General features: G+C 73.4%; 18 protein-coding genes. 11 read left to right on the top strand and 7 right to left on the bottom strand.

The features are described from left to right. Positions 1-15: 15 nt before the first annotated feature. From ACFY2K_RS09310 to ACFY2K_RS09285, 6 genes are all read left to right on the top strand, one after another. Positions 16-498, top strand: coding sequence for a flavoprotein (locus tag ACFY2K_RS09310; protein WP_387710462.1), 483 nt, complete (start codon positions 16-18; stop codon positions 496-498). Positions 499-603: 105 nt separating this feature from the next. After that, positions 604-1,995, top strand: coding sequence for an NAD(P)/FAD-dependent oxidoreductase (locus tag ACFY2K_RS09305; protein WP_387710460.1), 1,392 nt, complete (start codon positions 604-606; stop codon positions 1,993-1,995). A gap of 69 nt (positions 1,996-2,064) precedes the next feature. Beyond that, positions 2,065-3,117 (top strand): DUF6528 family protein, encoded by a 1,053-nt coding sequence (locus ACFY2K_RS09300; protein WP_387710458.1) that lies wholly within the window; start codon positions 2,065-2,067, stop codon positions 3,115-3,117. Positions 3,118-3,382: 265 nt separating this feature from the next. Beyond that, positions 3,383-3,694, top strand: coding sequence for a hypothetical protein (locus ACFY2K_RS09295; RefSeq protein WP_375894358.1), 312 nt, complete (start codon positions 3,383-3,385; stop codon positions 3,692-3,694). Further along, positions 3,691-4,338 carry an acyl-CoA thioesterase gene (locus tag ACFY2K_RS09290; protein WP_380589047.1) on the top strand — a complete coding sequence of 216 codons (648 nt, stop codon included), beginning with the start codon at positions 3,691-3,693 and terminating at the stop codon, positions 4,336-4,338. The genes ACFY2K_RS09295 and ACFY2K_RS09290 overlap by 4 nt, the downstream gene beginning before the upstream one ends. A 345-nt stretch (positions 4,339-4,683) precedes the next feature. Further along, a complete protein-coding gene (locus ACFY2K_RS09285; RefSeq protein ID WP_380525393.1) occupies positions 4,684-5,079 on the top strand; it encodes a DUF2267 domain-containing protein in 396 nt (131 codons plus the stop codon). A gap of 36 nt (positions 5,080-5,115) precedes the next feature. Here the strand turns inward: ACFY2K_RS09285 and manA are convergent, their stop codons facing one another. From manA to ACFY2K_RS09250, 7 genes are all read right to left on the bottom strand, one after another. Next, positions 5,116-6,306, bottom strand: coding sequence for a mannose-6-phosphate isomerase, class I (gene manA, locus ACFY2K_RS09280; protein WP_380525392.1), 1,191 nt, complete (start codon positions 6,304-6,306; stop codon positions 5,116-5,118). Between the two features lie 21 nt (positions 6,307-6,327). Next, positions 6,328-7,254 (bottom strand): ROK family protein, encoded by a 927-nt coding sequence (locus ACFY2K_RS09275; protein WP_380640524.1) that lies wholly within the window; start codon positions 7,252-7,254, stop codon positions 6,328-6,330. A gap of 67 nt (positions 7,255-7,321) precedes the next feature. Continuing rightward, on the bottom strand, positions 7,322-10,375 hold the full coding sequence (locus tag ACFY2K_RS09270) for an alpha-mannosidase (protein WP_387710454.1): 3,054 nt from the start codon (positions 10,373-10,375) through the stop codon (positions 7,322-7,324). Positions 10,376-10,472: 97 nt separating this feature from the next. Continuing rightward, a complete protein-coding gene (locus tag ACFY2K_RS09265) occupies positions 10,473-11,774 on the bottom strand; it encodes a glycosyl hydrolase (protein ID WP_387710452.1) in 1,302 nt (433 codons plus the stop codon). Positions 11,775-11,831: 57 nt separating this feature from the next. After that, positions 11,832-12,755, bottom strand: a complete 924-nt coding sequence (locus ACFY2K_RS09260) for a carbohydrate ABC transporter permease (RefSeq protein ID WP_387710450.1) — start codon at positions 12,753-12,755, stop codon at positions 11,832-11,834. A 4-nt stretch (positions 12,756-12,759) separates the two neighbouring features. Further along, positions 12,760-13,632: a carbohydrate ABC transporter permease gene (locus ACFY2K_RS09255; protein WP_387710448.1), complete on the bottom strand. Its 873-nt coding sequence runs from the start codon at positions 13,630-13,632 to the stop codon at positions 12,760-12,762. Between the two features lie 171 nt (positions 13,633-13,803). Beyond that, positions 13,804-15,093: an ABC transporter substrate-binding protein gene (locus tag ACFY2K_RS09250; RefSeq protein WP_387710446.1), complete on the bottom strand. Its 1,290-nt coding sequence runs from the start codon at positions 15,091-15,093 to the stop codon at positions 13,804-13,806. A gap of 133 nt (positions 15,094-15,226) precedes the next feature. On the opposite strand from ACFY2K_RS09250, the gene ACFY2K_RS09245 reads away from it, so the two are divergent. From ACFY2K_RS09245 to ACFY2K_RS09225, 5 genes are all read left to right on the top strand, one after another. Beyond that, entirely contained in the window at positions 15,227-16,252 is a 1,026-nt protein-coding gene (locus ACFY2K_RS09245; RefSeq protein WP_387710444.1) for a LacI family DNA-binding transcriptional regulator, read from the top strand. Positions 16,253-16,522: 270 nt separating this feature from the next. Further along, a complete protein-coding gene (locus tag ACFY2K_RS09240; protein WP_380589065.1) occupies positions 16,523-18,997 on the top strand; it encodes a discoidin domain-containing protein in 2,475 nt (824 codons plus the stop codon). 75 nt (positions 18,998-19,072) lie between these two features. After that, a complete protein-coding gene (locus tag ACFY2K_RS09235) occupies positions 19,073-23,380 on the top strand; it encodes an NEW3 domain-containing protein (RefSeq protein WP_387710442.1) in 4,308 nt (1,435 codons plus the stop codon). After that, positions 23,377-24,072, top strand: coding sequence for a hypothetical protein (locus ACFY2K_RS09230; RefSeq protein ID WP_380525384.1), 696 nt, complete (start codon positions 23,377-23,379; stop codon positions 24,070-24,072). Before ACFY2K_RS09235 ends, ACFY2K_RS09230 begins: the two co-directional genes overlap by 4 nt. Before the next feature lie 219 nt (positions 24,073-24,291). Beyond that, on the top strand, positions 24,292-24,660 hold the full coding sequence (locus tag ACFY2K_RS09225) for a hypothetical protein (protein ID WP_380525383.1): 369 nt from the start codon (positions 24,292-24,294) through the stop codon (positions 24,658-24,660). Positions 24,661-24,870: the final 210 nt, after the last annotated feature.

Raw genomic sequence — 24,870 nt, 5'->3', positions numbered from 1 at the left:
AGGGGCGTGCGGGCGATGCCGATGCTCTATGTGGTGGTGTGTGCGGCCGGAGTGGCCAATGGCGTGCCGGAGTTGGTCTCCGCCGCGCAGGGGCGGGGGTGGTCCGTCGGGGTGGTGGCGACTCCGTTGGCGATGGGGTTCATCGACGTGGAAGGGCTTGAGGAGCAGACGGGTTTCCCGATCCGGTCCGCCTGGCGGAAGCCCGGGGATCCCCGTCCGCTGCCCGACCCGGACGCGCTGGTGGTCTCGCCGGCCACCTTCAACACGATCAACAAGTGGAGCGCCGGGATCTCGGACACCCTCGCGCTGGGCATCCTCTGCGAGTCCTACGGCTGGGGCATCCCCGTCGCCGTCCAGCCCTGTCTGAGCGCGGCCCAGGCGGCGCACCCGGCGTACGGGGGGAGCCTGGAGCGGCTGCGGCGGATGGGCGTGCGGATCGCGGAGTTCACGCCCGGGTCGTACAGCTGGACCCGGGCGCTGGACCTGCTGGGTGACTGACAGGGTGGCTGGTCCGGCGGCCCGATCCTGGCAGTGTGCGGGTGTTGCCCCGTGAGCGGCCCGGAGTAGCGTCCGGGCAGGTCGGCGACGGTGTGGGAGGTTCCGGTGGCAGCGGTCAACGGCGAGGTGTCGTTCTGGTACGCGGCGGAGGGGGTTCCGCAGCCGGGCCCTGCCCTGCCGGGAGACCGGGACGTGGACGTCTGTGTCGTCGGCGGCGGGTACACCGGACTGTGGACGGCCTACTACGTGAAGAAGGCCGAACCCGGCCTGCGGGTAGCCCTGTTGGAGCGCCGATTCTGCGGCTACGGCGCCTCGGGGCGCAACGGCGGGTGGCTGTACAACGGCTTCGCCGGCCGCGGGGCCTTCGCCAGGACGTACGGCCGGGGCCGGGCGGCGGCGATGCAGCGGGTGATGGACGCAGCGGTCGGCGAGGTCGTGGAGACCGCGGCCGCGGAGGGGATCGAGGCGGACGTCGTCCGGGGCGGGGTGCTCGAAGTGGCCCGGAGCGGGCCGCAGTTGGAGCGGTTGAAGGCCTTCGTCGAAACCGAGCGGGGCTACGGAGAGGGCCGGGTGGAGGAGCTCTCCGCGAAGGAGGCCGGCGGGCGCGTCAATGCCGCGGGCATCCTCGGCGGGGCGTGGTCCCCGTACGGGGCCCGGATCCAGCCGGCGAAGCTTGTGCGCGGCCTGGCGCGGGTGGTACGGGAGTTGGGGGTCGAGGTGTACGAGGGCACGCCCGTCACCGGGATCGTCCCCGCCGGCGACGGCCGCCGTCCGCGCGCCGTGACGCCGTACGGCACCGTCACCGCCGATCGCGTGCTGCGCGCCACCGAGGGGTTCACCGCCGGGCTGCGCGGCGAGCGGCGGACCTGGCTGCCGATGAACTCGGCGATGGTGGCCACCGAGCCGCTGCCCGCGGAGTTCTGGGCGGAGGCCGGCTGGCAGGGCCGGGAGGTGCTCGGGGACTTCGCGCACGCCTACATGTACGCCCAGCGGACCGCCGACGACCGGATCGCCCTCGGCGGGCGGGGCGTGCCGTACCGCTTCGGCTCGCGGACGGACTCGGACGGCAGTACCCAGGTGGAGACGGTGCGCCAGCTGCGCCGGATCCTGAACGAGTTCTTCCCCGCCGCCGCGCACGCCCGGATCGACCACGCCTGGGCCGGGGTGCTGGGCGTCCCCCGGGACTGGTGCGCGACGGTGGAGCTGGACCGGGCGAGCGGGCTCGGCTGGGCGGGCGGGTACGTCGGCAGTGGGGTGACCACCACCAACCTGGCCGGCCGCACCCTGCGCGACCTGGTGCTGGGGCGGGACACCGAACTCACCGCGCTGCCCTGGGTGGGGCACACCGTGCGGCGCTGGGAGCCGGAGCCGCTGCGCTGGCTGGGGGTGCAGGCGATGTACGCCGCGTACCACGCCGCCGACCGGCAGGAGGCGGCCGGACGGGCCACCACCTCGCCGATCGCCCGGGTCGCGGACCTGGTCTCCGGGCGAATCTGACGGGCCGTTCGGCCGAGGCGCGCGGCTGGTCTGCCGGGTGCCGCGCCGTGCGCCGCGCACCGTTGGGGCGTGCTGAGGAGAACCCTGCCGGCCCTGTGCCTCGCCCTGCTGCTCTGCGTGCCCGCGGGCCGCGCGTATGCCGCCCGTGCCGCGTCCGTTGCCCATGGCGCGTCCGTCACCCGCGCCGCGTCCGCCGCACCGGACACCGCGCAGGACGGGGAGGTGGTCGCCGTGGACCAGGCGTCCCGCCGCGTCCTCGTGCTGCGGGGGGTCGAGGAGCTGACGGGGTACCAGGGCGTCGACCGTCCGCCCGTGGTGTGGTCCTGGGCGGCCGACCGGGCGTCCGACCTCGGCGACCTGGACCCCGAGCAGAGCTGGATCGACCCGGACGAGGCGAAGGGCCGGACCCTGGACGGCCGGCACTACCTGCTGACCACGGCCTCCGGCGGGCTCGCCGCCGTCGTCGACACCGCCACCGGCGCCAGCCGCTGGGCGGCGGACCTCGGCGGGGACGTCAATCCGCACAGCATCGAGCTGCTCCCGGACGGCAACGTCGCGGTCGCCGCGAGTGCCGGCGGGTGGGTACGGCTGTACGCCGCCTCGCAGGGCTCCCGGGCCACCGCCCATGCGACGTTCCGGCTCCCCGGCGCGCACGGGGTGCACTGGGACGAGCGGACCGGCCTGCTCTGGGTGCTCGGCGACGGTGAGCTGACCGGGCTGCGGGTCGGCGGAGACCCGGACGCGCCCGCCCTGACCGCCGTCCGCAGTGCCCCGCTGCCCGACCAGGGCGGTCATGACCTCGCGCCCGTCCTGGGCTCGCCGGGCCGGTTCTGGGTGAGCACCCTGAACGGCCTCTGGCAGTACGACCCCGCCGCCGACGGGTTCACCGCCGTCCATCTGGCCGATCCCGCCGATCCCGCCCGTTCCGCAGATCCGGCCGAGGAGCGGGACGTCAAGAGCATCGGTGACGAGCCCGGCACCGGGCGGCTGCTCACGGTGGTGCCGGACCACTCCCCGGCCTGCGACTGGTGCACCTCGGTGATCCGCCTGCACCGCCCGGAGGGGACGTGGAAGTTGACCGGCACGCAGCTGTACAAGGCGCGCTGGTGGGGCGGCTGGTAGCAGATCCGTGACGCACGGTAGTCGATCTTGGTCGGCGGGTCGGCGATACCACCCGTTCTGCTTACCGCGTTCGGCTGATGGGGCATATTGTGTACCCCGGCAAACTACTCCAATGGAAGTCAGTTTCCCCTCAGCGTCCGAAAACCATCTGCGGACCTGCGCCGACTGGGATAGCGTCGAAGCCGTCGGGGGGCCGACACCGATCGGGTGTATTCGAACGTCAGCTACCGGGCCGTAACGGCCCGAATTGGTCCTGGAGAAAAGCATGCGGAATTCCCCGGAGGAAAGCCGGTCGGACGTCATCGACGATCTGCAGCTCGCGGTCGACTCGCTGGCGGCATTTCCGGCCCGGAATGCGGCCGGAACGGCGGACGTGACCGAACGGCTCGCGGCGGTCGCCGCACTCTGCCGGTCGGTCGACACGGTGCTCGACAGCCTGGTCGTGCAGGCCGCCGCGGAGGCGGCCGAGGAGGGCTGGACCGCGGCCCGGATGGCGGCCGAACAGTCCGGCTACTACGCCAGGTTGCAGCGGGCGCTGCTCCCCACCGTCGCCGGCGCCGGGCTGACGGAGCAGTGAGCGCCCTGCGTCCGGGCGTGCACGTGCTGTCCTGCCCCACCCGGTGGAGCGACGTCGACGAGAACGGGCACATCAACAACGCCCGGCTGGTCGGCTACGTCCAGGAGGGGATTTACGACCTGTTCCGCCACCACGCGACCGCCGTCCGGCAATCGCTGTTCCCGTCCGGATTCATTATCGCCCGGCACGAGATCGATTACCTGGAACAGTTGCACCACCGCCCCGAGCCTTTGTCGGTGCGGCTGACGGTGGAACACCTCGGGCGGAGTTCCGCGCACGTCGAGGTGAATGTCTGCCGGGAACCGCTCACGTTTATGCGGGCGCGGACCGTGGTGGTCGCACGGGACCCGGAATCCGGGCGTTCGCGCAAACTCAGCCAGAACGAGCGGCGCTTTCTGGCGGCGTTTATGTCGGTCTCGGCGGCCGGCCCGGCGCCGGACACGGCGCGTGGCGACCGCCGGGCGGGCGGCCTTCCCGCTGCCGCTGCCGCTGGTGCCGCTGCGGCGGCCCGGGCGCAGGCGTCGGTGCAGGCGCCGGTCCCGGCCTCGGAGTCGGACCCGGTGCGCTGGGCGCCGGCCCGGCTGGGTGGCGGGGTGGGCTCGCCGCGCGGTCCGCGTCGGCGGTGTCGTACCTCGGCGGGCTGAACCGCCCGCCGAACCGCCTGCTGAGCCGCCCGGCGACCGTGGGCTCCCGTGCCGGTGACGGCGCGGGCCGGCGGCGTGATCGACAACGGCGTCGATCCGTCGGTCCGGCCCCTCCCGTCCGGCCCCTCCCGGACCGCTTCCGCCGCACCGCAAGGGCACGGCGTCAGGGTTCCGTTCAGGACCGCCGCCCCACCCGCAGCGGCGGGTCCGCCCGGTCCGGAGCGCAGTACGCTGAGCAGCACGGGAACCGGTACGTCCCCCGGCGGTGACGGGCTGCGACCAGCAGCCTCCCTGGACCATCGGCCGCCGACCCGGCCCGGTCCCGCCGACCGGAAGGAGGACGCGATGACCATCTCCTGGGAGGACTTCCTCGCCCGTGTCGTGGAGCGCGGCGAGTACCGGGGCGAGGCGGAGGCGGACCACGCCGTCCGGGTCGTGCTCTGCCTGCTGGGTGAGCACTTGGTGGGTTCGGAGCGCGGCGAACTCGCCGGGGCGCTGCCCGCCACGTACGCGACGCTGCTCCGGGACGCCCGGCCCGCCGCCGAGCCGCTGACGGCCGAGCGCTTCGTCGAGGCCGTGGTGGGCTGGATCGGCGGCGCCACGACCGCGACCGCGCAGTGGGACATCGGGGCGGTGCTGAGCACCCTGGCCGAGCTCGTCCCGGGGGAGCTGGTCGACCGGGTGGTCGAGCAGCTGCCGGACGGCTACGACCTGCTCTTCGGCCACCCGCTGCCCGCGTGAACAACCCCACGTGAACAACTCTGCGGGTCAGGGCGCCTAGGGCACGCCCCAGCGGCCGGTGGTGGCCCGGAACAGCTCCGCGCCCGGCCCGGTCAGCTCGACCGGGCCGGCGCCCGGGGGCAGGTACGCCGAGGCGCCCCGGGGCAGGTCGAGGCCGCGGTGTCCGGGGGCGTGCAGCCGGGCGCTGCCCGCGGTGCAGAGCAGGATCTGCGGGGTGGGCAACTCGATCCGGACGGGGGCGGCCGACGGGTGCAGTCGGGAGAGCCGGAACTCCGCGGCGGGGGAAGGGAATTCGGCCTCGACGGCGGTCAGTGGGCGGGCTTCGAGGACGGCGGGCGCGGCCGCCCGGAAGTCGGTGACGGCCAGCAGTCCGGCCACGTCGACGTGCTTGCCGGTGAGCCCGCCGCGCAGCACGTTGTCCGAGTTGGCCATCAACTCGACGCCCACGCCCCGGAGGTACGCGTGCGGCACCCCGGCGGCGAGGTAGAGCGCCTGGCCGGCGGCGAGCCGGACGTGGTTGAGCAGCAGCGCGGCGAGCAGGCCGGGGTCGCCGGGGTACTCCTCGGCGAGCCGGGCGTAGGCCGCGCAGGTGTCCGCGTGGGGGCCGCCGGAGGCGGCGGTGCGGCGCAGCGCCCCGGCCACGGTGGTGAGTTCGGGAGCGTCGGCGGCCAGTGTCCGGCGCAGCAGTGCGGGCAGTGCCTCGGCGGCGGGCCGCTCGCGCAGGGTGGCCGCCCAGGGGGCGAGCACGCCGAGGGCGTCCAGCAGCCGGGCTGTGGCGGCGGCCGGGCGGAAGCCGCAGAGGGCCTCGAAGTCACCGAGGGCGCCCAGCAGTTCGGGCTTGTGGGAGCGGTCCTTGTACACCCGCTCCGGGGCGGTGGGCGGGATGCCCCGGGCCTCTTCGGCGGCGTACCCGGCCTCGGCCTGGGCGCGGGTGGGGTGGACTTGCAGGGAGAGCGCCCGGTCGGCGGCCAGCACCTTGAACAGGAAGGGCAGTTCCGGGCCGAACCGCCGTACGGTGTCCGGCCCGAGCAGGCCGTCCGGGTCGGCGGCGATCAGTGCGTCGAGCGCCCGGCCGCCGGCCCGGGAGGGCGCGGAGGGGTGGGCGCCCATCCACAGTTCGGCCTGCGGGGTGCCGTCGGGGGCGGTGCCGGTGAGCGCGGGGATGGCGGTGGGGGAGCCCCAGGGGTAGTGGCGGACCGGGTTGTCGAGCAGGGTGTAGGGCGGCATGCCAAGGGTCTCCCGGGGCTGTCAGCGGCAGAGCGCGGCGGCGCCGATCAGCCCGGCGTCGGTGCCGAGCTCGGCGCGGCGCACGTCCAGGCCTCGGACGTAGGACAGGGCGGCGTAGCGGTCCAGGTGGCGGGCGAGCGGGGCGAACAGCACCTCCCCGGCGGTGGCGACGCCGCCGCCGACCACCACCCGGTGGAGGTCGACCAGGGCGGCGGTGGCGGCGATCCCGGCGGCCAGGGCCTGGGCGGCCCGGTCGAAGGAGGCCAGCGCGACCGGGTCGCCCGCGGCGGCGGAGGCGGCCACGGCGCGGGCGGTGGCGTCCTCGCCGGGCGGGCGCCAGCCCTCGGCGAGGGCCCGGCGGGCGATCGCGGTGCCGCTGGCGAGGCCCTCCAGGCAGCCGCGGGAGCCGCACGGGCAGGGCTCGCCGTCCAGGTCGACGGTGATGTGCCCGAGGTGTCCGGCGTTGCCGCTGGGGCCGGGGCGCACGGCGCCGTCCAGCACCAGTCCGGCGCCGACGCCGGTGGACACCACCAGGCAGAGCGCGTTGGCGGCGCCCCGGGCGGCGCCCTGCCAGTGCTCGGCGGCGGCCATCGCGACGCCGTCGCCCGCCAGGCGGACCGGGAGTCCGGCCACCGCCGGGTGCGCGGCGACCTCGGCGACCAGCGGGAAGCCCCGCCAGCCGGGGATGTTGACCGGGCTGACGGTGCCGTCGGCGAGGTCGACCGGGCCGGCGCTGCCGATGCCGACGGCCGTCACGGCGGCCCAGTCGGGGGTGCCGGCCAGCTGGTCCAGCACCTTGTGCACGACGGCGAGCACGGCCGGGCCCGGCTCCCGGGCGGGGGTGGGCAGTTGCAGCCGGTGCCGCAGCCGGCCGGTGCCGTCGACCAGGGCGCCGGCGATCTTGGTGCCGCCGACGTCGACGGCGGCGAACAGGGGGGTGAGCGGCATGGCGGGCTCCAGGAGGGGTCGGCGGCGCCCCGGCCGGGCGGGCCGGGGCGCCTTCACCGTACGTCGGTCAGCGGGCGGGGGTGAGGCGCAGCGTGACGAGTTCGAACGGGCGCAGCGCGAGGTGCACCGCGCCGTCCTCGACCGTCACCTCGCCGCGGGTGCCGTCCCAGGGCCGTTCCAGCAGGTCGCAGGGGACGGCGCCGGCCAGCGGGAAGGAGGTGCTGAGCCGGCCCCGGGCGCGGCCGCCGCCGGCCTCGTAGACCCGGACGACCAGGTCGCCGCTGCGGTCGTCGGCGAGCTTGACGGCGCTGACCACCAGGGCGTCGTGGTCCACCTCGACCAGCGGCGCGACCCGCTCGGCGGTGCCGGTGACCCGCCGCTCGGGCAGGCCGATCCGGTAGCCCTCGCGGACGGCGTCGCCGATCGCGGCGCCGGGGACCAGCGCGTGCCGGAAGCGGTGCAGCCCCTGGTCGGTCTTCGGGTCGGGGAAGCGCGGGGCGCGCAGCAGCGAGAAGCGGACCGTGGTGGTGGTGCCGCCGTCGTCGGCGCGCACGGTGCGGGTGACGTCGTGGCCGTAGGTGGAGGCGGTCACCAGCGCGACGCCCCAGCCGGGCTCGTCCAGGTGGACGAAGCGGTGGTTGCAGGCCTCGAACTTGGCGGCGTCCCAGCTGGTGTTGGTGTGGGTGGGCCGGTAGAGGTGGCCGAACTGGGTCTCGGCGGCGTACCGCTCGGTGTGGACGTCCAGCGGGAAGGCGGCCTTGAGGAACTTCTCGGTCTCGTGCCAGTCGACCTCGGTGTCGATGTCGAGCCGCTGCTCGCCCGGGTGCAGGGTGAGGGTCTGGACGACGGTGGAGGAGCCGAAGGAGCGGGCGATCCTGACCTCGGCCCGGCCGTCGGCGGCCGTGGCGGTGAGGGAGTCGACGCCGGTCAGGTCGGTGACGGTGTTGCGGTAGAACTGGTCCACGTCCCAGGCGTCCCACATGTTGGGGAAGTCGGGGTGCAGCTGGAGCAGGTTGGCCCGGCTGCCGGGGGCGACGGTCTCCCGGCCGGTGGCGAGCTCGACGGCCGAGCCGATCAGGCCGTCGGCGTCGACCACCACCTCCAGCAGGCCGTTGCGCAGCGTGAACCCGCCGCCGTCGAGCGCAGTGACGGTGGCGGCCGGGGCGTCCGTGGTGGCGACGGCCGCGCCGCCCGCCGGGACGGCCGAACGGGCGTGCGGAGCGGAGTTGAACACCAACTCCCGCCCGCCGTCGGCGGATCCGGCCAGTGCCTGCTGGGCCGCGTCGATCAGCTCCGCCAGCTCCCGGGCCAGCGCCGCGTAGGTGGCCTCGGCCTCGCGGTGCACCCAGGCGATCGAGGAGCCGGGCAGGATGTCGTGGAACTGGTGCAGCAGCACCGTCTTCCAGATCCGGTCCAGCTGCTCGTACGGGTACGCGTACGGCTGCTCGGCGCCCGCGCGCAACGCGGCGGTGGAGCACCAGAGTTCGGCCTCGCGCAGCAGGTTCTCGCTGCGCCGGTTGCCCTGCTTGGTCTTCGCCTGGCTGGTCAGGGTGGCCCGGTGCAGCTCCAGGTAGAGCTCGCCGACCCAGACCGGCGGGTCGGGGTACTCGGCCTCGGCCTTGACGAAGAACTCGGCGGGGTTCTCCCAGCGGACGGTGGCCGAGCCCTCCAGGTCCCGCAGCCGGGCGGCCTTGCCGACCATTTCGCGGGTCGTCCCGCCGCCGCCGTCGCCCCAGCCGGTCGGGGCGATCGAGTGCCGGGCCACCCCCTTGTCCTTGAAGTTCCGTGCCGCGTGGGCGATCTCGCTGCCCTTCATGGAGCAGTTGTAGGTGTCCACGGGCGGGAAGTGGGTGAAGATGCGGGTCCCGTCGATGCCCTCCCAGAGGAAGGTGTGGTGCGGGAACCTGTTCACCTGGCTCCAGGAGATCTTCTGGGTCAGCAGCCACTTGGAGCCGGCGTTGCGGATGATCTGCGGCAGGCCGCCGGTGAAGCCGAAGGTGTCGGGCAGCCAGGCCTCGTGGTTCTCGACCCCGAACTCCTCCAGGAAGAACCGCTTGCCGTGCACGAACTGCCGGGCCATCGCCTCCGAGCTCGGCATGTTGGTGTCGGACTCCACCCACATGCCGCCCGCCGGGACGAACCGGCCCTCGGCGACGGCCTTGCGCACCCGGGCGTACACTTCCGGGCGGTGCTCCTTGATCCAGGCGTACTGCTGCGCCTGGGACATGGTGTAGCGGAACTCCGGCTCGTCCTCCAGCAGGGCGGTCATGTTGGCGGTGGTCCGGGCCACCTTGCGCACCGTCTCGCGCAGCGGCCACAGCCAGGCGGAGTCGATGTGGGCGTGGCCGATCGCGCTGATCCGGTGCGCGGACGGCACGGCGGGCGCGGCCAGGACGGCGGTCAGCTCCGAACGGGCCGCGGCGGCCGTGCCGTTGACGTCCTGGAGGTCGATCGCGTCCAGTGCGCGCTCGACCGCGCGCAGCACCTCCCAGCGGCGGGCGCCGTCCACCGGGAGCTCGGCCATCAGCTCGCCGAGCACCTCCAGGTCCAGCGACAGCTGCCAGACGGTGTCGTCGAAGACGGCGAGGTCCATCCGGGCGAGCTTGTACTGCGGACGGTCCCCGGCCGTCTCCTTGTCGCCCAACTCGGTCGGCAGGAAGGGGTGGTAGTCCAGGATCACCGGGTTGGCGGCGGCCTCGACGTGCAGCAGCACCTGCTCGCCGCCGGCCGCCGGGGCGGCGATCCGCACCCACTGGTTGCGCGGGTTGAGGCCCTTCACCGGGCTGCCGTCCGGGCGGTAGACCAGGCCCTCGCACTGGAAGCCGGGCATGTTGGCGTCGAAGCCGAGGTCGATCAGCGCCTCGACCGTCCGTCCGGCCCAGGCCTGCGGCACCGTGCCGGACACCGTCAGCCAACTGGTGCCCCAGGGCGCGCCCCAGGCGTCGCCGACGGCGATCGGGGTGCGCGGCGCGGCCAGGCCCTCGGCGACCGGGACGGGCTCGCCGGGGGCGGTCCAGATGCCGACCTCCAGCGGGACGGACTCCGGGTACACGGCCGGGAGGATGCGCTCCTCCAGGACGCGCTTGAGGCGGGACTCGACGAGGGTGCGGTCATCGTGCATGGCGGCAGGCTCCGTTGCGTGCGGGAGGGCAGTTGCTGGGGGAGGGTGGCTTCAAGCGGGGACGGCTTCAAGGGGGGACGGCTACAGCGGGGTACGGCTACAGAGAACCTACGTCGGCGGGGTGGACCACCTCGGTGATACCGCGCGCCGCCAGGTGCGCCGCGTCCCCGGCGCGTTCGGCGAGCACGGTGGTCGGGCGGGCGCCGGCCTCGGCGAGGCGCATGAAGGCCTCGTACACCGGGCCGCCGGGGCCGCAGTCCGCGCGGCGCGGGGAGGTGACCTCGTCACCGGTGGCGACCACCACGGCGGTGCCGCGCGGCTTGGGCGGCTGCCAGCTGCGGCGGGCGTCGGCTGCGGCCTCGGCGAGCCGGGCGCCGGCCGGTTTGACCGTCCGGTCGGTGGTCAACAGGCCGAGGCTGTACTCCAGTTCGGGGAAGTCGGCGAGCGAGCGGTCCACATCGTGGGAGCACCACCAGGTGACGCCCCAGAGGTCCGGGCAGTCCAGCACGGCCTCGACGGTGGCGCCGGTGAACCGGGCCGCGTCCGCGGCGGTGATGTGCGGGGCGGGCGCGCCGACCTCCTGCAGCCAGACCGGGCGGGCCGGGTCGTCCGCCCAGGCCTTGGACAGCTCGACCAGGTACGCGGCGTGCTGGGCGGTGGCGGTGGAGTGGGCGCCGTAGCGCTGGGCGGTGCCGTTGAAGACCCAGGAGTGCACGGCGGTGGCGCCGCCGAGGCGGGCCGAGTGCCAGGGTGTGAAGGGGTGTTCGTCCAGGTACCAGGCCGCGTCGTAGGAGGCGTGCAGGTGCAGCCGCCCGGGCGCGCCGTCCTCGCAGGCGGTGAGCATCCGGCGCAGCCAGGCCTCCGCCTCGGCGGGGGTGCAGCGGTCGGGGTCGGGGTGCGGGGCGCCGGAGAACTGGTTGATCTCGTTGCCGAGCGTCATCCCGAGGAAGTTCGGGCGTTCGCGCAGGGCCCCGGCGAGGGTGCGCAGGTAGGCGGCCTGGCCGTCCAGGACCCCGGGGTCGGTGAACAGGTTGCGGCGGTGCCAGGTCTGCGTCCAGGCGGGCAGGAAGTCGAAGCTGGACAGGTGGCCCTGGAGGCCGTCCACCGCGACGTCCAGGCCGCGTTCGCCGGCCGCGTCCACGAGTGCGGTCAGCTGTTCGACGGCGCGCGGGCGGATCAGGGTGCGGTTGGGCTGGAACAGCGGCCAGAGCGGGAAGACCCGGACGTGGTCCAGGCCGAGGGCGGCGACGGAGTCGAAGTCGGCGCGTACGGCGTCCAGGTCGAAGTCGAGCCAGTGGTGGAACCAGCCCTTGCTGGGGGTGTAGTTGACGCCGAAGCGCGGGGCCTTCGGAGTGGTGGAAGCGGTGGAAGCGGCGGAATCGGTGGTAACGGTGGTCACGGGTGGGCTACCTCAACTGGGTCGGGGCGTACGGACGGTGTTCTCGTCCTCGGGGGCTCAGCCCTTGACGGCTCCCTCCTCGACGCCCTGGAAGAAGAAGCGCTGGCAGACGGCGAACACCACGACGATCGGCAGGAACGCGATCATGGTGCCGGCCGCGATCAGCCGGGGATTGGCGGAGAAGGTGCCGTTGAGGTACTGGAGCCCGACGGTCAGGGTGTACTTCTGCGGGTCGTTGAGCACGATCAGCGGCCAGAGGAAGTCGTCCCAGGCACCGATGAAGGTGAAGATGACGATCACGCTGAGCATGCCGCGCACGTTCGGCAGGCCGATGTACCACAGCCGCTGCCAGACGTTGGCGCCGTCCACCAGCGCCGCCTGGTCGAGCTCGGCCGGTACGGCGGCGAAGGCGGTGCGCATCAGCAGCACGTTGAGCATCGCGATCGCCCCGGGCAGGGCCACCCCGGCCAGGCTGTCGGCCAGGCCGAGGCCGCGCACCAGCACGTACTGGGAGACGATGGTGACCTCGCCGGGCAGCACCAGGGTGGCCAGGAAGAGGCCGAGGAGCAGCCGGGCGCCGCGGAAGCGCAGTCGGGCCAGGGCGTAGCCGGCCAGGGTGCAGCCGACCACGTTGCCGGCGATGCAGACGGCCGCGACGGTCAGCGAGTTGAGGGCGTACGTCCACACCGGGATGGTGTCGGCGACCTTGCCGAAGTTGCCCAGGGTGGGCTGGTCGGGCAGGAAGCTCGGGGTGCGGGTGTAGACGTCCTCGGTGGGGCCCTTGAGGGCGGTGGACAGCTGCCAGAGGAAGGGGCCGATCACCAGCAGCAGGACGAGCAGCAGGAGCAGGTAACGGGAGGCGGTCCGGGCGCGGGAGGGGGTGTTGAAGCCGCGGGCGCCGCCCTTGGCCCCCTTGGTCCTCCTGCCCCCCTCGGCGCTCGGGTCGGGCTTGCGGCGGGGGTCGGTGGTCGCGGTGGTCACGGGTTCAGGCCGCCTTCCGGTTCAGCCGCAGCAGGAACAGCATCGGGCCGAGGGTGACGACGAACAGCAGCAGGCTGAGCGCGGAGGCGTAGCCCAGGTGGCCGTTGAAGCCGCGGCTGTACATCTGGATCAGCATCACCACCGACATGTCACGGCCGCCGGGGCCGCCCAGTCCGTTGGAGAGCACGTACAACTCGGAGAAGACGCGCAGCGAACTCACCGAGATGAGCGCGGAGATGAGCACCATGGTCGGGCGCACCCCCGGCAGGGTGATGTGCCAGAAGCGGCGCAGCGGGCTCGCGCCGTCCACGGCCGCCGCCTCGTGCAGCTCGTGCGGGACGTTGGCGAGGGCGGAGAGGTAGATCACCATGTAGTAGCCGAGCCCCTTCCAGACGGTCAGGGCGATCGCGCTGAACAGCAGCAGCCAGCGGTCGGTGAGGAAGGGGACCGGGGAGTCGGCCAGGCCGCCCTCCTGGAGCAGGCCGTTGACCAGGCCCCGGTCGTCCAGCACCCAGCCCCAGATCAGTGCCACCACGACGGCGGAGGCGATCACCGGGGTGTAGAAGGCGGTGCGGAAGAAGGTGATCCCGGGGATCCGGCGCTGCACCAGCAGGGCGAGCAGCAGTGGCAGGACGGTCAGCAGGGGGAGGCAGACCACCATGAACACGATGCTGTTGAGCAGGGCGTCGGCGAGCTGGGCGTCGTCCAGCAGTCGGCCGTAGTTCTCCAGGCCGGTGAACCGGCCGCCGCCGATGGGCTTGGCGTTGGTGAAGGAGAGGATCACCGTGTTGACGGCCGGCCAGAGGTTGAAGACGGCCAGCCAGAGTATCGCGGGGCCGGCGAGCAGCCAGGGAGTGAACCAGCGCCGGTGGGTCATGCGGATGCCTTCCTGGGGCTGGGCCTTCCGGGGCCCGGGGTGGTACAGGCCCCGGGGGTGTGCGAGGCCCGGGGCGGCGGGTGTGGGGGAGGACCCGCCGCTTCGCCGGTAGGGGGTACGGGACTGCGGTTCGTCGGGACGTCGGGACGGTGAGGCCGCGGCTGCGGGGGATCAGCCCTTGAGCAGCTTGTTGCACTGCTCCACGGCGGTGTCCAGGGCCTGCTGGGAGCTGCTCTGGCCGCTGATGGCGAGGGCGAACTGCTGCTTGACGACGGTGCCCATCGCGTCGTCCACCTCGACCGGCTGGATCAGCTCGGCCTTGGCGAGCGAGGTGAAGGCGATCACCTTGGCGTCGCCCGCGTTGGTGCCGTCGCTCTTGCTGAAGAACGGGTCGCTCGCGGAGGCCTTGGTGGACGGGAAGACGCTGGTCAGGTGGGCGAAGGCGGCCTGGTTCTCCGGGCTGGTGACCCAGCGGGCCAGGGCGACCGCGGCGGCCGGGTTCTTGGTGTTCTTCGGGATGGACAGGCCCTGGACGTACAGCGGCGGGGTGCCCATCGCGGGGGACGGGACGACCTTCGGCGCCAGGGTGGGGTTGTCGGTAGCGAGGCTGGTGATGAAGTTGCCGCCGCCGGTGGTCCAGGCCGCGGTCCCGGCGCTGAACAGCTTGGAGTTGCCGGCGTAGGTGTCGGTGAGCACCCCGTTCGGCATCAGGCCCTCCTTGAAGGCGTCGCGGTACTTGTCGAGCAGTGCGGCGGCCTCCGGGGTGTTGAAGGTGAAGGACTTGCCGTCGTCGGCCATGATCTTGACGCCGATGTTGTAGAGGTCGCCGAGGCCGGGCTTGCGGCTCATCAGGTAGGCCTGGCCGCCGGACTTCTCCTTCATCACCCGGGCCTGGGCGATCAGCTCGTCCAGGGTGGTCGGGGGCTTCTTCGGGTCCAGCCCGTCCTTCGTCAGGAGGTCGGAACTCCAGTAGTTCACATCGGTGTTGAGGTACCAGGGGTAGCCGAAGGTGCCCTGGTAGCCGCGGTAGCGGTAGGCGCCCACGCCGCCGGCCACGTACTCGTCCGCGAGCTTCGGGTCGGCCTTGGCGACGTCCAGCAGGACGTCCTTCTTGGCCAGCGGGAAGGCGAAGTCCGGCGGGAGGTTGACCACGTCGGGCAGGGTGCCGGAGGCGGCCTGGCTGAGCACCTTGTCGGAGTAGCCCTCGCCGGGCTGGTCCAGCCAGTCGACCTCGACGCCGGGGTACTTCTTCTTGAAGCCGTCGATCACGCCCTGCATGTAGTCGGTGAACTTCGGCTTGAGCGCCCAGGTCTGGATCGAGACCTTGCCCTTGACCTCACCGGTGGCGGCCGCACTCGCCACGTTGTCGCTGCTCTTGGTGTCTCCGGAGCCGAGTCCGCAGCCGGTGAGGGCCGCCGCGGTGAGGGCCGTGGTGGTCAGTGCCGCCCAGATTCTTCGCATGAGGGTCTCCCGGTGGTCCTGGGGTTCTGGGATGGGTGGTGGTGTGTCAGAACCTGCTTAACTAAACCGGTCTAGCTCTGGCAGGGACTATGCTCCCGCCTAAACTTGACTGTCAAGAGAGGAGTCGGATCCTGTGGGCAGACCGACGATCGCCGACATCGCGCGCCAGGCCGGCGTCTCCAAGGGCGCGGTCTCCTTCGCGCTCAACGGCCGCCCCGGTGTCAGCGAGGCGACCAGGAACCGGATCCTGCGGGTCGCCGAGGAGATGAACTGGCGCCCGCACAGCGCCGCCCGCGCCCTCGGCGGCGCCCGCTCCGACGCCGTCGGCCTGGTGATCGCCCGCCCGGCCCGCACCATCGGCGTCGAGCCGTTCTTCAGCCAACTGCTCTCCGGCCTCCAGGCCGTGCTCTCGGCCAGCTCGGTCGCCCTGCACCTGATGGTGGTCGAGGACACCGCCGCCGAGATCGGGGTCTACCGGCGCTGGGCCTCCGAGCACCGGGTGGACGGGTTCATCGTGGTGGACCTCCAGGTCAAGGACCCGCGGCTGCCCGTCCTGGACGAACTCGGGCTGCCCGCCGTCGTCCTGGGCGGGCCCGGCAAGGGCGGCAACCAGCTGCGGATCTGGGCCGACGACCGGGAGGCGATGCTCTCCATCGTCGACTACCTGGCCGCCATCGGGCACCGCCGGATCGCCCACCTCGCCGGGCTGCCGCACTTCCAGCACACCCAGCGCCGGATCCGCGCGCTGCGCGACGCCTCGCGCCGGCTCGGACTGGAGGAGGCGCTGTCGGTGCCCACCGACTTCAGCGACGCCGAGGGCGCGGCGGCCACCCGCACCCTGCTCTCCCGGCCCGGGCGGCCCACCGCGATCGTCTACGACAGCGACGTGATGGCCGTCGCCGGGCTGGGCGTGGCGGGGGAGATGGGCGTCTCGGTGCCCGGGGAGCTGTCCATCGTCTCCTTCGACGACTCGGTGCTCGCCCGGATCGTCCACCCGCCGCTGACCGCGCTCAGCCGGGACACCTTCGCGCTCGGCGAGCAGGTCGCGCGCAGCCTGCTGGAGGCCCTGGACGGCGCCGGGCCCGACCGCGACCTCCAGATGCCGACGCCCCGGCTGACGGTGCGGGAGTCCACCTCCCCGCCGGGCAGCGGTTCCTGACTCCCTCGGTGCCGGGCCCTGACTCCTCCGGGCGCCGGGCCCTGACTCCTCCGGGTGCCGGTTCCTGACTCCGTCGGGTGGTTGTTGTCCGGGTCGTTGACACCCGTTCTGAACCGGTTTAGCCTCGCTGCGCCGAGAGGGTCCGCTCCTGCTGCCCGTTCCTGTGGCCTCCGGCTCCCCTCGGTTCAGCACCGGCACGCCCGCATGCGGCCGGCCCCCGTCCGCGACGGCGGGCCCGCCCCCACCCCTCCGCCCGATCGGAGCCCCCGCATGTCACGACGCCTACCCCTGCTGCTCAGCGCAGTCCTCGCGACGGCCGCACTCACCGCCACGCCCTCCGCCTGGGCCGCACCCGTGACGGCCGCCGCGCCGCCGCCCACGGCTGCCGCGCCGCTGCCCACGGCACCCGCCGGCCCGGGCAGCCAGCCGTACGCCTCCTACTGGTACCCCAGCACGATCCTCAGCTGGGATCCGGCCACCGACCCGGACGCCCGGTTCAACCGCTCCCGCGTCCCGCTCCAGCCCCGCACCAGCGACCCTGCCCTGGCCGCCAACCCCAACGCCCGCGCCGGCGAAGGGAAGATCGCCTCACTGGTCTCCTTCGGCCCCACCTCCAACAACCCCTCCCAGGGCTCCGCCGACCCCAACTACTACGCCTTCGGCTACTGGCAGTACGTCGACAAGCTGGTGTTCTGGGGCGGCTCGGCCGGGGAAGGCCTGATCCTCGCGCCCAACCCGACGGTGATCGACGCCGCCCACCGCAACGGCGTCAAGGTCTACGGCACCGTCTTCTTCCCGCCCGCCGCGTACGGCGGCCAGCTCCAGTGGGTGCGCGACTTCGTCCAGAAGTCCGGCAACCGCTACCCCGTCGCCGACAAGCTCGCCCAGGCCGCCCAGTACTACGGCTTCGACGGCTGGTTCATCAACCAGGAGACCGGCGGCGGGGATTCGGGCCTGGCCGGCGAGGTGCGCAACCTGATGCAGTACACCAAGGCGCAGAGCGGTACCGACTTCATGTGGTACGACGCGATGACCACCTCCGGTGCGGTCGACTGGCAGAACGCCCTCACCTCCGCCAACTCACCGTTCCTGCAAGACGGTTCGAAGAGAACCTCGGACTCGATGTTCCTCAACTTCGGCTGGAGCCAGGACGGACTGGACTCCTCCCGCACCCTGGCCCGGCAACTCGGCCGCAGCGAGTACGAGTTGTACTCCGGCATCGACACCGAGGCGAACGGCTACAACACCTCCGTCGACTGGAACACCCTCTTCCCGTCCGGGCAGCCGCACACCACCTCGCTCGGCCTCTACCGCCCCGAGTGGACCTGGAAGTCCGCCACCGACCGGGCCGACTTCTACGCCAAGGACGCCCGCTACTGGGTCGGCGCCAACAACGACCCGTCCAAGGTCGACCTCTCGTCCGGGTGGCCCGGCCTGGCGGGCTACGTCGCCGAGTCCTCGCCGATCACCGCCAAGCCCTTCGTCACCAACTTCGACACCGGCCAGGGCGACTTCTACAACGCGGCCGGCACCCGGGTCGCCACCGGCGGGTGGAACAACCTCTCGCTGCAGGACGTCCCGCCGACCTACCGCTGGGTGGTCGACTCCACCGGCAGCAGGCTCAGCCCGTCCGTCGACTTCACCGACGCCTACCAGGGCGGCTCCTCGCTGCGGCTGACCGGCACCCTGGACGCCACCAACACCGTCCGGCTCTACCAGACCCGGCTGCCGGTCGCCGCGAACACCAAGCTCGACCTGGTGGTCAAGACCCCGGCCGCCGGCCCGACCAGGCTCAAGGCCGCCGTCTCCTTCACCGACGCCCCGGGCAGCTTCACCACCGTGGACGTCGGGAGCAACACCGGGACGGGCTGGGAGCGGCACACCCTCGACCTCTCCCGGTACGCCGGCCGCACCATCGCCCAGCTCGCCCTCCAGGTCACCGGCAACGACCCGGCCTACGACCTGCGGGTCGGCCAAGTCGCCCTCTACGACGGCACGGTGGAGAGCCCGGCCGCGCCGAGCGGGCTGACCGTGCTCGGCGCGAGCGACGTGACGGCCGGCGCGAGCCAGTCGCTGCGACTGTCCTGGACGGCGGCCCCCGGCGGCAATGTCCACCACTACGAGGTGTACCGGCGCAACCCGGACGGCAGCCGGACCTTCCTGGGGGCCACCCCCAACGATGCCTACTACGTCGGGCGGTTGGACCGGGCCGGCACCGAGGCCGCCACCACGCTGGACGTGGAGGCGGTGTCCACCACCTACGGGCACTCGGCCGTCGCCTCGACCACCGTGGGCTGGAACGCCACCCCGCCGACCGGCTCGACCGACCTCGCGCTCAACCGCCCCGCCACCGCCTCCGGCCAGTGCAACGCCAACGAGGGCCCGGCCAAGGCCGTCAACGGCAGCGTCAACGGCGGCACGAGCGACAAGTGGTGCACGCTGACGGCCGCCAAGTGGCTGGAGGTGGACCTCGGTTCGGCGAAGAAGCTGAACAGGTTCGTGGTCCGGCACGCCCAGGCGGGCGGGGAGAGCGCCGCGTACAACACCCGGGACTTCTCCCTCCAGACCCGCGTGAAGAGCACCGACCCGTGGACGACCGTCGCCACCGTGACCGGCAACACCGCGGGCACCACCACCCATCCGGTGGACACCACCGCCCGCTACGTCCGGCTGGTCGTCACCAAGCCCACCCAGAGCGGCGATCCGGCCGCCCGGATCTACGAGTTCGAGGCCTGGGGCCAGTAGGCGTCCGCACCGCATCTCCGTACCGGGTAGGCCTCCGTCACCGCGTAGGCCTCCGTACCGAAAGGACCACCCCCCGTGCCGGTCACCACCATCACCGCCGTCGAGAGCACCGACCTGTTCGTCGGCCCCGAGGACGCCCCGCGCCAGATCCTGCGGGTGACGGTCGAGGGGCCGGCCGCCCCGATCACCGTCAGCGGGACGGGCGTCCGCGGCGAGGCGACCGGCACGGGGCTGGTCGACGTCCCCCTGGAGATCACCGGAGCGTCCGTCGGCGCGCAACTTCCCGTCACGGTGAGGGTGGTGGGGAGCGAGGCGGCCGGTGTCGTGGAGGTCGCCGAGCCCGGCTGGACGATGTTCCTGGTCTCCCACTTCCACTACGACCCGGTCTGGTGGAACACCCAGGCCGCCTACACCTCGCCGTGGGAACTGCTCGGCGCCGACGCCACCACCCGGCCGCTCTGGGAGCGCAACGGCTTCGCCCTCGTCGACGCCCACCTCGACCTGGCCCTGCGGGACCCGGTGTACAAGTTCGTGCTGGCCGAGGTCGACTACCTGAAACCGTACTTCGACCAGCACCCGGAGCGGCGCGCGGTGCTCCGCACGCTGCTGGAGCGCGGGCAGGTCGAGCTCGTCGGCGGCACCTACAACGAGCCCAACACCAACCTCACCGGCGCCGAGACGACCATCCGCAACATCGTCCACGGCATCGGCTACCAGCGCGACATCCTCGGCGGCGACCCGCAGACCGCCTGGCAGCTCGACGTGTTCGGCCACGACCCGCAGTTCCCCGGCCACCTCGCCGCGGCCGGCCTCACCGGCAGCGCGTGGGCCCGCGGGCCGTTCCACCAGTGGGGCCCGATCCAGAAGAACTTCCGCCAGGGCAAGGACGACGCCCGGGTGATGCAGTTCCCCAGCGAGTTCGAGTGGATCGCGCCCGGCGGGGAGGGCGTGCTCACCCACTACATGCCGCACCACTACTCGGCCGGCTGGTGGATGGACTCCTCGCCCGACCTCCCCGCCGCCGAACAAGCGGTGTACGAGCTGTACCGCAAGCTCAAGCCGGTCGGCGCGACCAGGAACCTGCTGCTGCCGGTCGGCACGGACTACACCCCGCCGAACAAGTGGGTCACCGCGATCCACCGCTCCTGGCCCGAGAAGTACCTGTGGCCGCGCTTCGTCTGCGCCACCCCGCGCGACTTCCTGGACGCCGTCCGGGCCGAACTCGCCGCCACCGGGCGCCGGCCCAGCCCGCAGACCCGCGACATGAACCCGGTGTACACCGGCAAGGACGTCTCCTACATCGACACCAAGCAGGCCCAACGGGCGGGCGAGGTCGCGGCGGTGGACGCGGAGAAGCTCGCCGCGCTGGCCGTCGTCAACGGGCTCGGCGCCTACCCGGCCGCCGCGCTCGACAAGGTGTGGCGCCAACTCGCCTACGGGGCCCACCACGACGCGATCACCGGCTCGGAGTCGGACCAGGTGTACCTGGACCTGCTGGGCGGCTGGCGGGAGGCGTACGACCTGGCCTCGGCGGTCCGGGACGCGGCGCTGGACGCGCTGACGGCGCGGATCTCCACGGTGGGCATCTCCACGACGGGCGTCGGCTCGGCGGGCACCTCCACGGCGGGCGTCGGCTCGGCTCTGGTGGTGACCAACACGCTGTCCTTCGACCGGACGGATCTGGTCTCGGTCGAACTCCCGTCCGGTGAAAGGTCGGTGCGGGTCGTGGACGACACCGGCGCGGCCGTGCCGAGCGCCGTGGACCGGGGCGTGCTGCGGTTCCTGGCCGCCGACGTGCCCGCGCTCGGCTGGCGCACCTGGCGGTTGCTGCCCGGGGAGCCCTCGGCCCCGGCGTGGGCCGAGGCCGAGGGCGTGGTGATCGCCAACGAGCGGTACCGGGTGACGGCCGACCCGGCGCGCGGCGGCGGGCTCGGATCGGTGTACGACCTGCTGCACGAACGGGAGTTGATCCAGGAGGGTCGGATCGGCAACGAACTGCGGGTGTACGAGGAGTACCCGCAGCACCCCGACTTCGGCGAGGGCCCGTGGCACCTGGTGCCGAGCGGGCCGGTGGTCGGCTCCGGGGACGGCGCCGGTTCCGTGCGCCGCGAGACCGGGCCGCTCGGCGAGCGGCTGGTGATCGCGGGGACGGTCGACGGCCTGCGCTACGAGCAGACGGTCACGCTGTGGCGCGGGCTGGACCGGGTCGACTGCCGCACCAGGGCGGTCGACTACTCCGGCGCCGACCGGCTGCTGCGACTGCGCTTCCCGGTGGACGTCCCCGGCGGGCTGCCGGTCAGCGAGGTCGCCGGCGCGGTCGTCGGGCGCGGCTTCGCGATGCCGGACGTGGACTCGGCGGAGGCGCCGTGGACGCTGGACAACCCGGCCAACACCTGGTTCGGGCTGGGCGCCACCGCGCGGGCGGAGCTCACCTCGGCCTCCGGCGAGGTCATCGGCTCGCGCGCGCTCGGCGTCGCCGAGGTGGTCGTCCCGACCCTGGACGACGCCGCCGACGCCCGTCCGCTGCTGGTCGCGCTGGCCCGGGTCGGCGTCACCGCCACCACCTCGGGGGCGGACTGGGCGCGGTACGGCTGGCTGGACGTCGACTCCAACCTGCCGGACTTCCGGATCGTCGTCGGCGGCCCGGAAGTCAACGACGCGGCAAAGGAGTTGATCGACCGGACGGGCGAGGAGTACGCGGCCGCGCTCAAGGCGCACGGCGCGGTGTGGGTGCCCGCGCTGACACCGCTGGCCGAGGTGTGGCGGCCCGACGCGGACCTGCGGGACCTGCGCTCCCTGCCCGCCCTGGTGGTCGCCGATGTGCCGGCCCTGGTGGACGACCTCGCCGACGCCCGGATCACCGCCGTCTGCCCGATGACGGTGTCGGAGCCGGTGTCGGAGTCGGTGTCGGTGTCGGTGTCGGTGCCGGTGTCGGTGCCTGTGCCGGAGTCGGAGGAACTCGCCGACCACACCGTGGCCTTGCTCAGCTTCGGCCTGCCAGGCTTCGCGGTGGACGCCACCGGCGCGCTGCACCTGTCGCTGATGCGCTCCTGCACCGGCTGGCCGTCCGGGGTGTGGATCGACCCGCCCCGGCGCACCCTGCCCGACGGCGCCGCCTTCCAACTCCAGCACTGGACCCACGAGTTCGGCTATGCCCTGGTCGGCGGTGACGGTGACTGGCGGGCGCAGGCACTGCCCGCGCGGGGGCAGGAGTTCAACCACCCGCTGTACGCGCGGATCCTGGCCGCGCCGCAGGACGGCCCGCTGCCCGCCACGCTGTCCTGGCTGCGGGTCGAACCGCAGCGCGAGGTGCTGCTCGGCGCACTCAAGCCGGCCGGGAACCCGATCGCCCACGGCTCGGCGGCGCCCGTCGGACCCGAGCTGACCGTGCGGCTGGTCGAATCCACCGGCCTCGGCCGGACGGCGGCACTCGGCGGTGCGCTCGGGCTGACCGACCTGCGGGCGGCCGACCTGCTGGAGCGCCCCCTCGGCCCGGCCGAGCTGGACCTGCCCGGCTCGTCGATCACCACCCTGCTCGCCGCGCCCGGCGTCTCGGCCCGGCCCGGGGGCACGGCCGGGGGTACGGTACTCGGCCCGGTCGCCGAACCCGCCCAGCCCGTCCATGCCCGCTACTGGCTGCACAACCGGGGCCCGGCGCCGCTCGGCTACCTGCCGGTGTCGGTCGGCGCCTCGCCCGGGCTGCTGCGGACGGCGGGGGAGCCGGTGACGCTCTCGGTCGCCCTCTCCTCCCAGCTGCGGGACGCCGCCGTCGAGGGCACGGCCGTCGTGCTGCCGCCGGAGGGCTGGGCGACCAGCCTCGCCAGCCGCCCGTACCGGCTCGCCCCCGACGGCCACCTGCGCTTCCCGGTCACCCTCACCCCGCCGGCCGACGCCCGGCCCGGGCTGCACTTCGCCGCCGTCCGGATCGAGCACGACGGACAGGCGGTCGAGGACGTGGTCACCATCGCCGTCGGCGACCTCCCCGCGCTGCTGCCGGTCCCCGGCGAGGCCCCGGAGGACTGGACGGCCGCCCAGGGCACCAAGGCGACGACCGGCCGCGACACCGGGCTGTCCGTGGACGTCGGTGCCGAGACCCTGCGGGTGGCGCCCGGCGGCCGGGCCACCCTCGGGCTCACCCTCACCAATCGCACCAGCGGCGAGATCCGCGGCGAGCTGCAACTGGTCTCCCCGTGGGGGACGTGGGAGGCCGTCGCCGACCCGGTGCGCGGCTTCGCCGTCCCCGCCGACTCGGCCCTCACCGTCGACTTCGCCGTCACCGCCCCCGAGTCCCTCGACCCCGGCGCGTACTGGGCCCTCGCCAAGGTCATGTGGTTCGGCCGCTGCCAGTACGCCCCCACCGTCGCCCTGGTGGTGGAGGCATGACCCTCGGCCTGCTCGACGGACGCCCCCTCCCGCGCACCGCCCTCGACGCCCGCCTCGCCGCCCTGCGCGGCGGCCCGCGATCCACCGCCCTCCCCCTGCCCGGCAGTTCGGAGGACCGCCAGCTCACCCGGTGGGTCGCCCAGGTGCTGCTGACCGAGGCCCTCTGCGAGACGGTCGCCGCCGAACGCGGCCTCCCGGTCGTCGCCCCCGGCCCGTCCCGCCTCGACCAACAGGCCGCCGTCGAACTCGGCTCCATCACGGCGGCCGCCTACGAGGGCAGCGCGGCCGTCCGTGCCGTCTACGCATCCGTGACCGCCGGCATCGAGCCGTCCGCCGCCGACGTCGCCCACTACCGCGCCGTGACCGCCCGCCCACCGACCACCCGCTGGCACCTCGCCCTCCCCGACGGCGGCTTCGAAGCCGACCCCGACACCCTCCCGGAGGCCCTCGCCGAGGCGCTTCGGGAGGCCCCACCGGGTGAGTGGGTCACCGTCGGCCCCTGGACGGCGATGCTCCTCGCCACCCTGGCCGTCCCCCGGAACCCCGACCCCACCCCGGCCCTCCGGGAGGCCGCGCGAAGGGCGGAGTTCGTCCGCTGGCTGGACCACGAGCGGGCCCAACGCCTCACCCTGGTCGAAGGATTGGAACACCCCGGCGACCCGGCCCAACCCGACAACCACCACCGCCACTGAGCGGCCCCGGCGTGCCCGCCACGCTCGCCCCGAGCACGGCGGGCACGACGGCGTCGAGGAGTTGTCGGAGAGGCTCAAAGGCGGGTGAGTCAGGCTTTCGGCGGAGGTCTGCGCGGTGGATCTTTAGGCCGGAAAGTCGCTATCCGAAACCGATGATCAAACCATAGGAATAGCTCCACGGCCTGACCGGCCACCCCCGATCAGAAGGAGCCACCGCCCATGATTCGCCTCCGTACCACCTGTATGGCCATCGCCGGCACCGCGGCGATGTTGGCCCTGGCCGCGGCGCCCGCCCAGGCCGCCCCCGGTGACGTCACGACCATGTGCGGAAGCACTCTCACCCCGGCCGGCTCCGTCGATGTGAGTTGGGGTTACAGCAGCAGTTGCGGTACGCAGAGCTTCAGCCCGAACATCAAGCAGGTGAAGCAGCTCACCGGACTGCCCGTCGGCACCGTGGTCCAGGCCTGCAGCACCACCTACCCGCCGGCGGGCTGGGTCCAGACCGGCTCGTACTACACCAGCAGCTGTGTCGCCTGGTCGAACCCGAGCTTCAACAACAACGCCTGGCAGCTGAAGCGCGTCTCCTGACCCGGCGACTCCGGCTGCGCGATGCGGAGGGCCCCGGCCGATCGCCGGGGCCCTCCGTCGTTCACGATCCACCTCGACGGGGGCCGGGCGGGCCCGGGGGTTGTTGATCTAGGGTGTGTCTGACCATTCGCGTCGGATCAGCGCGCGGCGTTGGGGTGCGTGCATCGCAAGGCGGAGGAGGGAGCCCAATGCAGCGCATTGGCGACCGAC

Source organism: Kitasatospora sp. NPDC001309 (assembly GCF_042896295.1).
In the GTDB taxonomy this organism is placed as follows: Bacteria; Actinomycetota; Actinomycetes; order Streptomycetales; family Streptomycetaceae; genus Kitasatospora.
This window is presented reverse-complemented; position numbering and strand designations above follow the sequence as displayed.